The sequence below is a fragment of the Microbacterium sp. LWO12-1.2 genome, from assembly GCF_040675875.1.
Lineage (GTDB): Bacteria > Actinomycetota > Actinomycetes > Actinomycetales > Microbacteriaceae > Microbacterium.
In genome coordinates, this window is the sequence record NZ_JBEGII010000001.1 from 3738225 (window position 1) to 3750577 (window position 12353).

A 12353-nucleotide genomic window follows, 5' to 3' on the forward strand; every position below is an offset into this window, starting at 1 on the left:
GCCGGATCGTCCTGAATTGTGAACGCGGGGCGGCGGGCCCGCGCGCGCGATCAGTCCAGCGTGATGCCCCAGTGCAGGATCCAGCTCTCCTCGGGCGCGAGCCGTCGCACGCCGAGACCGCTGTTGAAGGCGTCGGCGGGCGCCGTCATCGGTTCGATCGCCACCGCGAGCGACTGCCCAGGGTAGCGGGGAGTCGTGTACACCTGCACGAAGTCGAAGCCCTCGCCCTGCCAGAGGCTCACGCGGCGGCCGTCCGGCGCGGTCAGCGAGTGCCGCACCAGGCCGTCGGCGTCGCGGGTGAGGTCGGTGAAGCCGGTGTCGAGCGTCACGTCGCCGAGCCGGATGCCGTCGCGCAGGTTCTGCGGAGCCGCTGCGGTGCCCGTCGGGAGCATCCGGTCGTCGGTCTCGAACTGCGTGGCGGCGGGCACCCGCAGCACCAGGTCCTGCGGGTCGACGTCGCCGATGGTCACGAACGGGTGGGTGCCGAGCGCGACCGGCGCCGCAGTCTCGGATCGGTTGGTGAGAGTGTGCGTCACCTCGATGCCGTCCGTCGTCAGCACATACGTCACGGCTGTCTCGATCAGGTAGGGGTAGCCGGTCTGCGGCACGATCGTCGCGCTGAGCGTGACGGCCGACTCCGTCTGCGCGATCTCGTAGGCGGTGAAACGCAGCAGACCGTGGCTCGCGTTCGACAGCTTCGGCTCGGTGATGGCGAGCTGGCGCGCGGTGCCCTCGTCGTCCCATCGTCCGTCGCGCACGCGATTCGGCCAGGGCGCCAGGACCACGCCGGAGCAGGCGGGAGTCGGTTGGGCGAGGGGATACGGGGGCACGAGGTCGACGCCGCCGATGCGGAGCGAGCGGAGGGACGCGCCGACCTGAGCGATCTGCGCCGTGACCTCGCCGAGCTGAAGGGCGATCTGGGTGCCGGTGGGGGATGCGGTACTCACTCCGTCATCGTAGGGCCCCTGGTGTGTTCATAACTCCTCCAGGACTGGCGCGCGTGACCCGATCCGGCCACGGATCACGCCCTCGGCGCGTGTTCTTGAGGAGTTGTGGACCGTGGGCGTCGGGCACTCTCTCAGCCGCGTCCGCTAAAGTGGTGCGGTCGGCTTCGGACACCTGCGCAGTGCGCAGACGTTTTAGTGTTGAAGTGTGAGTCCAGGGGCCGATGGTGAGCGTCCATCGACGCGCATGAACCATCACATGAATAGCCCCAGCTCCATGATCGGCCCGTGAGTCGTTCCGGGTGCGCGCGTGCGCGCGGCGCTGTTCTCGTGCGAGAACGAAAGAAGCACCATGCCTAAGAGCAAGAAGCCCCAGGGTGGGCGTCCGGCCCGCAACTTCGAACCGCGCTACGGCGCGAACAAGACGTCGTTCCACGACCGTCACCACGGCGCACCCGCGCGTGATGGCGCCCGCCCCGAGCGCGGCGCACGCACGGACGACCGCGGCGGACGGTCGGATGCCGGTGAGCGCCGCAGCGCGCCCGCGGCCGGTGGATACGACCGTCGTCCCGGCAGCCGCAGCGCCGGACACCGCGGATACCGTCCGGCCGAGGCCGAGGGCGGCGCACCGAAGCAGCGCTGGAGTGCGCAGGAGCGTGCCGGCCGCGACGAGGCCCGCGGCATCCGCAACCGCGCAGAGTCCGGTCGCCGTGAGGCCCCGCACCACCGCGACGAGCGTCCGCGTCGCGACGACCGCAGTGCTCAGCGCCCCACCGGTCCTGGCACGTACCGGGATGATCGCGGCGGTCAGCGCTTCGGCCGCGACGAGCGCCCCTCGAGCGGGGGCGATCAGCGCCGTGGCTTCCGCGACGGCGACCACCGCTCCGGCGACAGCTCGCGTCGTGACGACCGGGGCGGACAGCGCTTCGACCGCGATGATCGCTCGCGTCGTGACGACCGGGGCGCAGCGGCTCAGACCCGTGGCTATGGGGACCGCCCGCAGCGCGGCGCCGAGCGTTCGGATCGTTCGTTCGACGCCGACCGCGCCCGCCGTTCCTTCGACCGCGACCGCACGCAGCGGTCGTTCGACGGCGGACGGGACGAGCGTCCCCGCACCGGTGAGCGGAGCCGCCCCGTGGCCGGCGGCGCCTACCGCACGGAGCGCGTGCGTCCGCTGACCTCGGACACCCGTGGCCGTCCGGCGCACAACGAGCGTCCCAGCCGCAACAACTGGAACGCCGCACCGACTGCCCCGAGCCGTGGTGCCAAGTTCGAGCAGGGCGAGGATGTCGTACACGAGCGCCTCGAGGCGAAGTCCGTGCAGGCCGTGGAGGTCGCCGATGTGACCTTCGGCGATCTGGGCCTCGGCTCGAACATCGTCGAGACCCTCGCCGGTCTGGGGGCGGCGAAGCCGTTCGCGATCCAGGCCGCCAGCATCCCCGCCGTCCTCGAAGGACGCGATGTGCTCGCCCGTGGCCGTACCGGTTCCGGCAAGACCATCGCCTTCGGTGCGCCGCTCGTCGAGCGCGTGCTGCAGTCGCAGGCGGGCAAGCGTCGCGAGTTCGGTCGCTCCCCGCGGGCGATCATCCTCGCGCCGACGCGTGAGCTCGCGCTGCAGATCGACCGCACGATCCAGCCGATCGCCCGCAGCGTCGGCCTGTTCACCACGCAGATCTACGGCGGCGTCCCGCAGGGCCGTCAGGTCGGAGCCCTCAAGAAGGGCGTCGACATCGTGATCGGCACCCCCGGCCGCGTCGAGGACCTCATCAACCAGGGCAAGCTCGACCTCTCGGACTGCCGCATCGCGGTGCTCGACGAGGCCGACCACATGTGCGAGCTCGGGTTCGTCGAGCCCGTGCAGCGCATCCTGCGCCACACGGCCGACGGCAGCCAGAAGCTGCTGTTCTCGGCGACGCTCGACCGTGAGGTCGCGGCGCTCGTGGACGAGTTCCTGGTGGACCCCGCGGTCTTCGAGGTCGCCGGTGAGGACCAGGGGTCCAGCACGATCGAGCACCGCGTGCTCGTGATCGAGCACCGCGACAAGGCCGACATCCTCACCGCGCTGGTCGACCGTGAGGGCAAGACACTGGTCTTCGCCCGCACGCGTGCCTACGCCGACATGCTCGCCGAGCAGTTCGACGACGCCGGCATCCCCGCGGTCTCGCTGCACGGTGACCTGAACCAGGCCAAGCGCACGCGCAACCTGGAGCGCCTCACCTCCGGCCGCGTGAACGTGCTGGTTGCGACCGATGTCGCCGCCCGCGGCATCCACGTCGACGACATCGACCTGGTCGTGCAGGCGGATGCTCCGGACGAGTACAAGACGTACCTGCACCGCTCCGGCCGCACCGGCCGTGCGGGTCGCACGGGACGCGTCGTCACCCTCATCACGCGCCAGCGTCAGCGTCGGATGACCGAGATGCTCGACCGCGCCGAGATCGACGCGCCGTTCGAGAACGCGCGTGTGAACGACGACATCATCGAGGAGATCGCCGGTCGCGTGCCGACCGCTGCTCAGCTCACGAGCTGATCCGCCTTCCCAACTCAGGACATGACACCCGAAAGGGCTCGGAACCACGTGTTTCGGGCCCTTTCGCTGTCTTGCATCCTGAGTTGTGAACCGGGCGATGGGTATTCCTGCCCTACGCACTCCGCGGAATATCCACATAGCCTGGAGTAATGCGCAACAACCGGGGGATCGTTCGTGGTGTGTCTCTGCTGCTCGGAGGGGTGATCGCGCTGACGGCGTTGGCCGGGTGCGCCAGGAAGTCCGAAGACCTCGAGGAGCAGGTCGCGAAGGACCCGGCCGTCGCGTCGATCGAGGAGACGGCCGACGGCGAGTACCAGGTGACTCTCGACGACTCGACGCCACCCGCTGACCTTGCCGGTATCGCCGGACGGCTGAACGATCTCACCGAGTCCGTGACCGATGACGATGTCGCGCTGCGGTTGCGGGTCGGCGCCTGGCAGTGGACGCTCAGCGGTGATGCGGGTGAGCGAGCGGATCTCGCGCACGCTGTGAGTGAACTCGTCGGCGTGGACGGCATCCTCCAGGGCAAGGTGTGGTCCTCCGAGGATGCGCTCGGCATCGAGGCGGTCGCGGAAGCGGGTGTGGAGCCGGTGTCCGTGGTCATGCCGCTGGCGGATGCGGCTGCCGCAGGACCTCTGACGGGTGGACTGCAGCTCAAGGTCTCGGATGTACACGAACGGTCGACCGTGGAGACGAGGAACCCCGAAAGAGTGAAGCCCGCGCTCGAGGCTGTCGTCGAGGTGGCGGCGCTCGCCCCGATTCAGAGGTACACGCTCGACGATGAGTCGCTGTCGCTGCGCATGCGTTCCGTCGAAGGGGCCGCCGCCGCAACACCGGTCGTCGATGCGCTGAACGCCGGCGACTCGGGGGTCGGGGTCAGCCTCATCAGCGGCATCATCAGTGCCCCCGCGCCGCAACAGGACCTCGCTGGGCGTCTCAGCGCGATCCTCACGCCGATCGACGGTGTCGTCGGAGCCTCGATCGATACGCATGGGCCCAAGGCGCTGCACCTGTCGGTGACCACGACCGATGCCGAATCTGCGGCGATGGTGCAGCAGGCGCTCCTCGCGACGCCCGACCTGCAGGCGTTCAACTCTCTCCAGCTGTTCGTGCTGAAGCAGGACGAACCCGGCACGTGGGCCACGGGCAAGACCATGAAGGAGAACGGCTTCGTCGAGAACTTCGAGCGGGCGCTCGCGCTCGCCGGTACGGAGGGCGTGCGATCCGCCGCGATCGGTCCGCTCGAGCTCGATGTGGTGCTCGAGCACGGAGCCGATGCGGCGGCAGTGGTCCCGGCGATCAAAACGGCGGCGCTGCGCGACCAGGAGGCCGAGATCTTCGGCTCGACGAGCTGGGGACCGGAGAAGGACCGCGCGCTCTACTCGTTCGACGTCACCGGCAAGCTGAACGTGAAGCTGGTGAACGGCTGGGGCGACAAGGACGCCTTCGTCGAGGCGTGGAACGACGCGCCCGACCTCTGAGCGCGGCTGGCGGTCGCTGAGGGGTCAAGACACGCCGCGCTCCCTGCGGCAGCTGCGGCGTGTCTTGACCTCTCGCGGGGTACTAGGACAGCTCGTGCTCGTGGATGGCCGTGGTCGACGAGGTGCCGTTCAGGTCGAGGAAGAGCACCTGCTCGGTCACGGTCAACGTGATCGTGTTGCGGCGTGCGATCAGCGGCACCGCCGCGTCGATGAAGCCGGGGTCGAAGCTGTAGACGCGGATCGCGTCGGAGCGATGGATCTTCTTGCCCGCCCACGGTGCCATCACCTTGGCGGGGTCGCGGTGGGTGTAGACCACTGTGCGTTCGGCGAGACGGCTGCCGTAGTGCAGGCGCTCGGCGTCGGGCGCTCCGACTTCGATCCAGGCCGTGATCTTCCCGGTGAGGTCGCGCACCAGCACTGCCGGGTCCTCGGTCGAAGAGATGCCGTCGCCGAAGACGATCCCCTCGGTGTGCTCGAGTCCGAGGGCCAGGATGCGCGTGAGCATGTAGGCATCCGTCTCGGACGGGTGGCGGGCGACGCGCAGCGAGAAGTCGTCGTAGACCCCGCGATCCATGTCCGCCAGTTGAACGTCGAACGTGTGCATCGTGGAGCCGGTAGCCATAACCGAGAAGCCTACGCGGCTGCGGAGGCGTGTCTGTGCGTCAGCGTCGCTCGGACGAGCGGGTTGATGCCTCGTCGCGGTCGCGGAGGAGCACCATGCCGATCAGCACGAGCGATGCCCCGAGCGCCGCGGCCCCGACGACGGCGATCGTCGTGCCACCGCCCTGGGGCAGGAAGGTGCCGATGATCGTGGCGGCGAGACCACCGAGGAACAGCAGGGCGACGTATCCGCGGAACATGCCTTCAACCTAGCCGGTGCGACCGCCTCGGTTCAGAACAGCATCGGCTGCGGCGCCGGGGCGGATGGCGGGGGCGGCGCGAACCGCACGGGACGCACACGTTGCGGGTAGTCGTCTTCGTGACGGCCGTCGAGCCCGTGCGCCCGGATGAGCGGACGGGCCCGCTTCGCGAGCCATTGGCGGTAGGGCTTGGGTGCCTCGGCGGCGGCACCCGGGTACAGGCCGCGGTACGACGACACCAGGTCGGGCCGTGCCTCACCGAGCCACTGGAAGAACCACGGCTTCACGCCGGCGCGCAGGTGCAATGCGCCGTAGATCACCGTGCGGGCGCCGGCCGCCTTGATGCGTGTCAGGGCGGCGTCGATCGCGGCGACGGAGTCGGTCATGTGCGGCATGATCGGCATCAGGAAGACGGTCACCCGGAAGCCGGCATCCGCCAGCGCCCGCACGGTGTCGAGCCGCGCCTGGGTCGTCGGCGCCCCCGGCTCGATCGCCTTCTGCAGCTCGTCGTTGTACATCGCGATCGACATCTGCACGTCGACGGGCACGCGCTGGGCGGCCTTCACGAGCAGTGGGATGTCGCGCCGGATCAGCGTGCCCTTGGTGAGGATCGACATCGGTGTGCCCGATGCCGCGAGGGTCTCGATGATGCCCGGCATCAGCTTGTACCGGCCCTCCGCCCGCTGATACGGGTCGGTGTTGGTGCCGAGCGCGACGGTCTCGTGCTCCCAGCTGCCGCGGCGCAGCTCTTTCTCGAGCACTTCGACCACGTTGACCTTGACCACGATCTGCGAGTCGAAGTCCGCGCCGCCGTCGAGGTCGAGGTACTCGTGCGTCCCGCGGGCGAAGCAATTGTGGCTGATGACGCCGTTCGCGATGAAGTCGCCGGTGCCCGTGGTGATGTCGAGAAGATCCTGAACCCCTTCGAGGGGTGCGATCTCGACCACCCGGAGATCTGCCTTCGTCTTCACGGCTGTGCCGATCACCGCGAGTTTCCTGGTGATCGCCGGAGCGGTCAAGGAGAAGAATCGCTGTCTGCTCGGCAGACCGCCGGTGACGCGCACATTCCACACGCCATTTGGTCGGGCGTCTTCAATGACGTGTGGGAGGTCGAGCGCTTGCATCCCCTCGTCGATCAATCGGATGATCTCGGGGTCTTTGTTGGAGATGCGCAGAATCCCTCGCGAGCAGCTGCCCTCGGCATCGAAGATCCCGCTGAGGAATCCGGTCCGCCAGTTCAGATCCGGATTCTCAGGTGTGGACACCAGCTGCTCGATCTTCTCCACCTTCGAGCGTGCCGCGGTGTGGATGGCGTCTGCTCGTCGGCGCGTGGAGCTCTCGGCAGTGAACGGGCGAAGCCGGGTCTGCACTCCTTCCTCGTCCAGATACTCCCTGGTTCGAACGCGCGCCTCAGGATCGACCAGGGCAAGGCGGAACATGTTGATCTCACGTGTCCTGGTCGCGCTCGGATAAGTGCCGTGGAAGATCATCCCGTCGCCGCGGATCATCCCGGCGAGGTAGCCACGGCGGAAGCTCACTGATCTGTGATCGGTGTTCCGATCAACGAGCCCGTTCCCGAACCCCATGAGGCGATTGTTCGTCGTGAGGTGGGGGCGTTGACCGGACTCCGCATCACTTACGTGCTTCCATCCGCGCTCTGTGAGGAAGCGATGATCTCCACTGGCGACGAGTTGAGTACCGTCCGCGAGTGTGACGCGGTAGGCCGGCTTCTGCGTGGACCATTTGGCGAGGATGGTCGTGCGGACGTATCGGCGATAGTCCCCCTGTTTCTCAGTGCCGACGATCTCGTCACCGATCTCGAGTTCGCACAACGGGCGCTGACGTCCGTCGGCGCACAGGATCAAGGTGTCAGGTGAGACACAGTAGGTGCACGCGTGCGAGCAGCCGCGGTAGGGGTTGATCGTCCAGGCGAACGGCATGCGCGAGGCGCCTGGCACATGGTTGAGCGCCGACTTCGACAGCACCTCGTGGAAGGTCATGCCGGCGAACTCGGGGGTGGTCACGGTGCGCAGGACGCTGCTGCGGTCCTCCATCCCGGGGAGGGCGGCGGCATCCACATCTCCGACCTTCTGTCCTTGCCACCGCATGCAGCAATTCGAACAAAAAGACGAAGACTTGTCAACCCGGAATCGAAACTAGATACGAGATCCGAGAACTCAGTCGAATGTCGCGTCCAGGGCTGCGCTCAGGTCAGCCAGCAGGTCGTCGGCATCCTCGAGTCCAACCGACAGACGCAGGTGGCCGAACTTCCGGAACGGCTCAGGGTAGGTGGCCACGCGGCCGCCTTCGGTGCCGGTGTGCACGATGAGCGAGTCGTCGTGCCCGAGCGAGAAGCCCGAGGTGATCAGCCGCAGATTCGCCACGAACCGGTTCTGCACATCGGGCGACCCCTTCACGGCGAAGGCCATCATGCCGCCGAACCCGCGGCCGTCGAACTGGCGCACCGCGAGCTCATGGTCCGGGTGTGAGGCGAGTCCGGGGTAGGCGATGTACTCGACGCGAGGGTCGGCGTCGAGCATCTCGGCGATGAGGGCCGCGGAAGTGAAGTGCTGTCGCAGGCGGAGGGGGAGGGTCACGGTGCCGCGCTGGATCTGCCAGGCGTTGAAGGGCGAGATGATGCCGCCGACGTCGACCATCGCGTCGGCCTTGATGGGCTCGATGAGTTCGCGTCGCCCGGCGACGGAGCCGCCCATGGCGTCGCCGTGTCCGTTGAGGTACTTGGTGAGCGAGTGCACGACCAGATCGGCACCGTCCTGGATCGGGCGGTAGAACGGCGGCGGCGAGAACGTGGAGTCGACCATCAGGATCGCGCCGGCCGCGTGGGCGATCTCGGCGACGGCCGCCACGTCGGCGACCTTGGTCGTCGGATTCGCGATCGCCTCGATGCACACGAGTCGTGTCTCCGGGCGCATCGCGGCGCGCACGGCGTCGAGGTCGCTGATGTCGACGAAGGTGGCCTCGAGCCCGTATCGCTGGGGGAGCAGCTCGGTCCACAGGCGCCAGGTCGCCTCGTAGACGACATCGCTCACCACGACGTGGTCGCCGGCGCGCACGTGCGTGAAGAACACCGCGTGCAGGGCGGCGACGCCGGAGGCGAGGGCGACCGCGTCTTCTGCGCCGTCGAGCGCGGCGAGCTTCTGTTCCAGTGCGGCCTGGTTCACCCCGGTGTTGCGCGTGTACAGGCCAGGGGCGGTCGCCGACCAGCTGATCTCGCTCGGGTCGTCGGGCAGCTGGTACGAGTTCGCCATCACGAGGGGGGTGCGCAGTGCCATGGTCGAGTCGAGCTGGTTGCCCGCGTGTACGGCAAGGCTGAGATCGGACAACGTGAGCAGATCCTTGCGATCGGGGCGGGCGCGCATCGTGACTCCTTCGTTCCAGCACCGGTCTCCGGTGACAATCTTCAGCTTAGAGTGCATAATAGACACACGCAATTGCGAATACTGCACATCAATAAAGACACTCGGAGGTCTCGATGGAGCGGCTCCCCCTCGATCAGATCGATCGCCGCATCCTCGCCGCGCTCACGGAGGACGCCCGTGTGCCGCTGGTCACGCTCGCAGCTCAGGTGCATCTGTCGCGCAATGCGGTCAAGCAGCGCATGGACCGGATGGAGCGGCAGGGCGTGATCGCCGGCTACACCGTCACCCCCGGTCGCGCCGGTGCGTCGCCGGTGTCGGCGATCGTGCTGGTCTATCGCACCGATCGGATGCGCGGCGGGGGTGTGATCGCCGAGATCTCGCAGATCCCGGAGGTGCGCAGGTGCGACGTGATGTCGGGTGACTTCGACCTGCTGGTGACGCTCGAGGCGGACTCGATGGACCGCATCGGCGAGATCTGGGAGCTCCTGGCCGCCGTGCCCGGCGTGGCCAACACGGTGACGGCCGTCTCGTTGACGCGCGTGATCGACCGCGCCTGAGAACCTCGGGGAGGGTCGGGGTATCCCCCTGGACCCCCGCCCCTCCCCGAGGAGATCTCAGGTGGTGATGCAGGTGACCTTCGGCTGGGTCATCTCCTCGTACGCGAAGCGCACGCCCTCGCGGCCCATGCTCCCGTACTTGGATCCGCCGAAAGGCATGCTGTCGATGCGGTAATCCGAGGAGTCGTTGATCATCACGCCGCCCGCGTCGAGCGCTTCGGCGACGCGCAACGCGCGGGCGAGGTCGGACGTGAAGGCCCCCGCATGCAAGGCGTAGTCGATGCTGTTCGCCTCGGCGACCGCTTCGGCCTCGGTGTCGAACGGCGTCAGGATCACGACCGGTGCGAACGCCTCTTCGCCCCACAGCTCGCAGGTCAGCGAGACGTTCTCGACGGCGGTCGGCCAGTAGACCGAGCCCTCCCTGCGGTGCCCGGCGAGCACGCGTGCGCCGGAGCGCACGGCGTCGTCGACCACGCGTTCGGCGCGGATCGCCGCGGCCTCCGAGATCATCGGGCCCACATCGGTCGCCGGATCGGTGGGGTCGCCCGCGCGCAGCGTCGATGTGTGCGCGGCGAAACGATCGCGGAACTCGTCGTAGACGGAGCGCTCGATCAGGATGCGCTGCGCGCCGACGCAGTTCTGGCCGGCGGCCCAGAAGGCACCCGACACGCACGCCTCCACCGCGGCGGGGATGTCGGCATCCCCGAAGACCAGCACCGGCGCGTTCCCGCCGAGCTCCATCGCGAGCTTCTTGAGCCCGGCGGTGCGGGCGATCGCCTCGCCGGTCGCGAACCCTCCGGTGAACGACACCATGCGGATGTCGCGCACGGCGACCAGCGCCTGCGCCACATGGCGGTCGCCGTGCACCATCGTGATGATCTCGTCGGGGAGTCCGGCTTCGAGCAGCACCTCGACCAGGAAGCGCGCGGTCAGCGGCGTGAACTGCGACGGCTTGAGGATCACCGCGTTCCCGCCCGCGATCGCCGGGCCGATCTTGTGCGCCACCAGGTTGAGCGCGTCGTTGTACGGAGTGATCGCGAGGATCACGCCGAGCGGCTCGCGGGTGAACCAACCGCGGCGGTTCGCCGACCCTTCGTAGGCGTCGAAGGGGATGACCTCGCCGTCGTAGGCGCGTGCGGTCTCGGCTGACAACGAGATCGTGGTCACCGCGCGTCGCACCTCCTTGCGCGCCTGGGTGATGGTCTTGCCGGCTTCGCGGACGATGAGTGTCGCCGCCTCCTCGGCGCGGCCGTCGAGGAGGCGGGCGGCGCGATCCAGGATGCGGTGTCGTTCGAACCGGGAGAGCCCGCGGGACAGCGAGGAGCCGAGCCGCGCACGCGCCATGATCGACTCGACGTCGTCGACCGAGTTCTGTGCCAGACGGGCGATGACCTCGCCGTTGTACGGGTCGAGGACCTCGAGCGGCGGAGTCTGTGCGACTGGTGTCTCCATCGTCGCCATGCTCATCGCAGGGCTCCGGCGAACGACTTCTGGTGGGCGTCGATCGCGATGATGTCGGAGAGCAGTGCGTACGCGGTCTCGATGCGCCCCGCGCCAGGGCCCGACATGGTCACGGTGCCGAGCAGGTCGGTCGTGAAGGCGACGGCGTTCGTCGCGCCGGAGATGCCGGCGAGCGGATGGTCGGCACCCAGCGAGAGCGGCTGCACCGACGCGGTGACGGCGCCGGACTCGTCGCGCGTGACCGTGCCGATGAGCTTCCAGTGCTCGCCCGCAGCGGCGGCGGCGATCACGTCGCTCGCCGTGATGCCGCTGATGCCCGTGCGTGACACGTCGGCGGTGGTGAGCTGCGCGCCGAGGAGCTCGTTCGCCAGGATGACGACCTTCAGCTGTACGTCGGACCCCTCGATGTCAGCGGTCGGATCGGCCTCGGCGTAGCCCAGGGCCTGCGCCTCGGCGACGGCATCCTCGAGCGACTTGCCAGCCTCCATCTGCCCGAGCACGAAGTTGCTGGTGCCGTTGAGGATGCCCTGGATGCGCGAGATGCGGAGCCCCTTGAGGGTCTCGCCGGCCAGCCGCAGTACCGGGGTGCCGCTCATGACGGAGCCTTCGTACTCGAAGCGGGCGCCGTTCTCCTCTGCGATGCGGTTGAGCTCGGCGCTCGCGAGAGCGACCGGACCCTTGTTGGTCGTGGTGACGCTCTTGCCGCTCTCGAGCGCCGCGCGCACATGCGAGATCGCGGGCTCGCCGTCGACCGGGTTCGTGAACGTGGCCTCGGAGATGACGTCGGCCGTGGTGTGGCGGATGACGTAGTCGTTGCGGGGCTCGGCGTCGCCGCCCGGCATCCCGGCGAAGGTGTCGGCGCCCGTCATCGCGAGGGCGGCGTCGAGGTCGATCCCGTCGCTCTGCATGAGCGACCCGAGCCGGAGGTCGGTGATCGCGACGACCCGCAGGCCGAAGCCGAGGTCGTCGGCGAGCGCAGCGCCGCGGTCGCGGATGATCTCGGCGAGGGCGCGGTTGACGCCTCCGAAGCCGATGAGGGCGAGGTCGTGGTGAGTCACCGGGGTTCTCCTTCTTTGGATGAGCTGTCGCAGGCGTCGCCGTGCGGACACGAACTCATCCTCGGTGCGAGCGGTGTCCGTG

General features: G+C 68.5%; 10 protein-coding genes. 3 read left to right on the top strand and 7 right to left on the bottom strand.

The window, feature by feature from the left end; genetic code table 11:
- Positions 1-50 precede the first annotated feature (50 nt).
- Positions 51-947 (bottom strand): aldose 1-epimerase family protein, encoded by an 897-nt coding sequence (locus MRBLWO12_RS17910; RefSeq protein WP_363557938.1) that lies wholly within the window; start codon positions 945-947, stop codon positions 51-53.
- A 349-nt stretch (positions 948-1296) separates the two neighbouring features.
- On the opposite strand from MRBLWO12_RS17910, the gene MRBLWO12_RS17915 reads away from it, so the two are divergent.
- Together MRBLWO12_RS17915 and MRBLWO12_RS17920 are read left to right on the top strand one after the other, a co-directional pair.
- On the top strand, positions 1297-3474 hold the full coding sequence (locus MRBLWO12_RS17915) for a DEAD/DEAH box helicase (protein ID WP_363557940.1): 2178 nt from the start codon (positions 1297-1299) through the stop codon (positions 3472-3474).
- Positions 3475-3623: 149 nt separating this feature from the next.
- Complete coding sequence (locus MRBLWO12_RS17920; RefSeq protein ID WP_363557942.1) at positions 3624-4955, top strand: hypothetical protein; 1332 nt, start codon at positions 3624-3626, stop codon at positions 4953-4955.
- A gap of 82 nt (positions 4956-5037) precedes the next feature.
- Here the strand turns inward: MRBLWO12_RS17920 and MRBLWO12_RS17925 are convergent, their stop codons facing one another.
- The 4 genes from MRBLWO12_RS17925 to MRBLWO12_RS17940 all read right to left on the bottom strand — a co-directional run bounded on the left by MRBLWO12_RS17925 (position 5038) and on the right by MRBLWO12_RS17940 (position 9195).
- A complete protein-coding gene (locus MRBLWO12_RS17925) occupies positions 5038-5577 on the bottom strand; it encodes a YaeQ family protein (protein WP_363557944.1) in 540 nt (179 codons plus the stop codon).
- 40 nt (positions 5578-5617) lie between these two features.
- On the bottom strand, positions 5618-5815 hold the full coding sequence (locus tag MRBLWO12_RS17930) for a hypothetical protein (protein ID WP_363557946.1): 198 nt from the start codon (positions 5813-5815) through the stop codon (positions 5618-5620).
- Between the two features lie 32 nt (positions 5816-5847).
- Positions 5848-7923, bottom strand: coding sequence for an intein-containing Rv2578c family radical SAM protein (locus MRBLWO12_RS17935; protein WP_363557948.1), 2076 nt, complete (start codon positions 7921-7923; stop codon positions 5848-5850).
- A 69-nt stretch (positions 7924-7992) separates the two neighbouring features.
- Entirely contained in the window at positions 7993-9195 is a 1203-nt protein-coding gene (locus MRBLWO12_RS17940) for a trans-sulfuration enzyme family protein (protein WP_363557950.1), read from the bottom strand.
- Positions 9196-9308: 113 nt separating this feature from the next.
- Here MRBLWO12_RS17940 and MRBLWO12_RS17945 point away from each other — a divergent pair, with 113 nt between their 5' ends.
- Positions 9309-9752, top strand: coding sequence for an Lrp/AsnC family transcriptional regulator (locus MRBLWO12_RS17945; RefSeq protein ID WP_363557952.1), 444 nt, complete (start codon positions 9309-9311; stop codon positions 9750-9752).
- Positions 9753-9809: 57 nt separating this feature from the next.
- Here MRBLWO12_RS17945 and MRBLWO12_RS17950 read toward each other — a convergent pair whose 3' ends face one another.
- Positions 9810-11204: an aldehyde dehydrogenase family protein gene (locus MRBLWO12_RS17950; RefSeq protein WP_363557954.1), complete on the bottom strand. Its 1395-nt coding sequence runs from the start codon at positions 11202-11204 to the stop codon at positions 9810-9812.
- Positions 11205-11215: 11 nt separating this feature from the next.
- On the bottom strand, positions 11216-12271 hold the full coding sequence (locus tag MRBLWO12_RS17955) for a homoserine dehydrogenase (RefSeq protein ID WP_363557956.1): 1056 nt from the start codon (positions 12269-12271) through the stop codon (positions 11216-11218).
- Between the last annotated feature and the right edge of the window lie 82 nt (positions 12272-12353).

Bases quoted from the DNA above. Each gene is read 5' to 3' on its own strand.
- MRBLWO12_RS17915 (WP_363557940.1), top strand. From the start codon at position 1,297: ATGCCTAAGAGCAAGAAGCCCCAGGGTGGGCGTCCGGCCCGCAACTTC.
- MRBLWO12_RS17920 (WP_363557942.1), top strand. From the start codon at position 3,624: ATGCGCAACAACCGGGGGATCGTTCGTGGTGTGTCTCTGCTGCTCGGA.
- MRBLWO12_RS17925 (WP_363557944.1), bottom strand. From the start codon at position 5,577: ATGGCTACCGGCTCCACGATGCACACGTTCGACGTTCAACTGGCGGAC.
- MRBLWO12_RS17930 (WP_363557946.1), bottom strand. From the start codon at position 5,815: ATGTTCCGCGGATACGTCGCCCTGCTGTTCCTCGGTGGTCTCGCCGCC.
- MRBLWO12_RS17935 (WP_363557948.1), bottom strand. From the start codon at position 7,923: ATGCGGTGGCAAGGACAGAAGGTCGGAGATGTGGATGCCGCCGCCCTC.
- MRBLWO12_RS17940 (WP_363557950.1), bottom strand. From the start codon at position 9,195: ATGCGCGCCCGCCCCGATCGCAAGGATCTGCTCACGTTGTCCGATCTC.
- MRBLWO12_RS17945 (WP_363557952.1), top strand. From the start codon at position 9,309: ATGGAGCGGCTCCCCCTCGATCAGATCGATCGCCGCATCCTCGCCGCG.
- MRBLWO12_RS17950 (WP_363557954.1), bottom strand. From the start codon at position 11,204: ATGGAGACACCAGTCGCACAGACTCCGCCGCTCGAGGTCCTCGACCCG.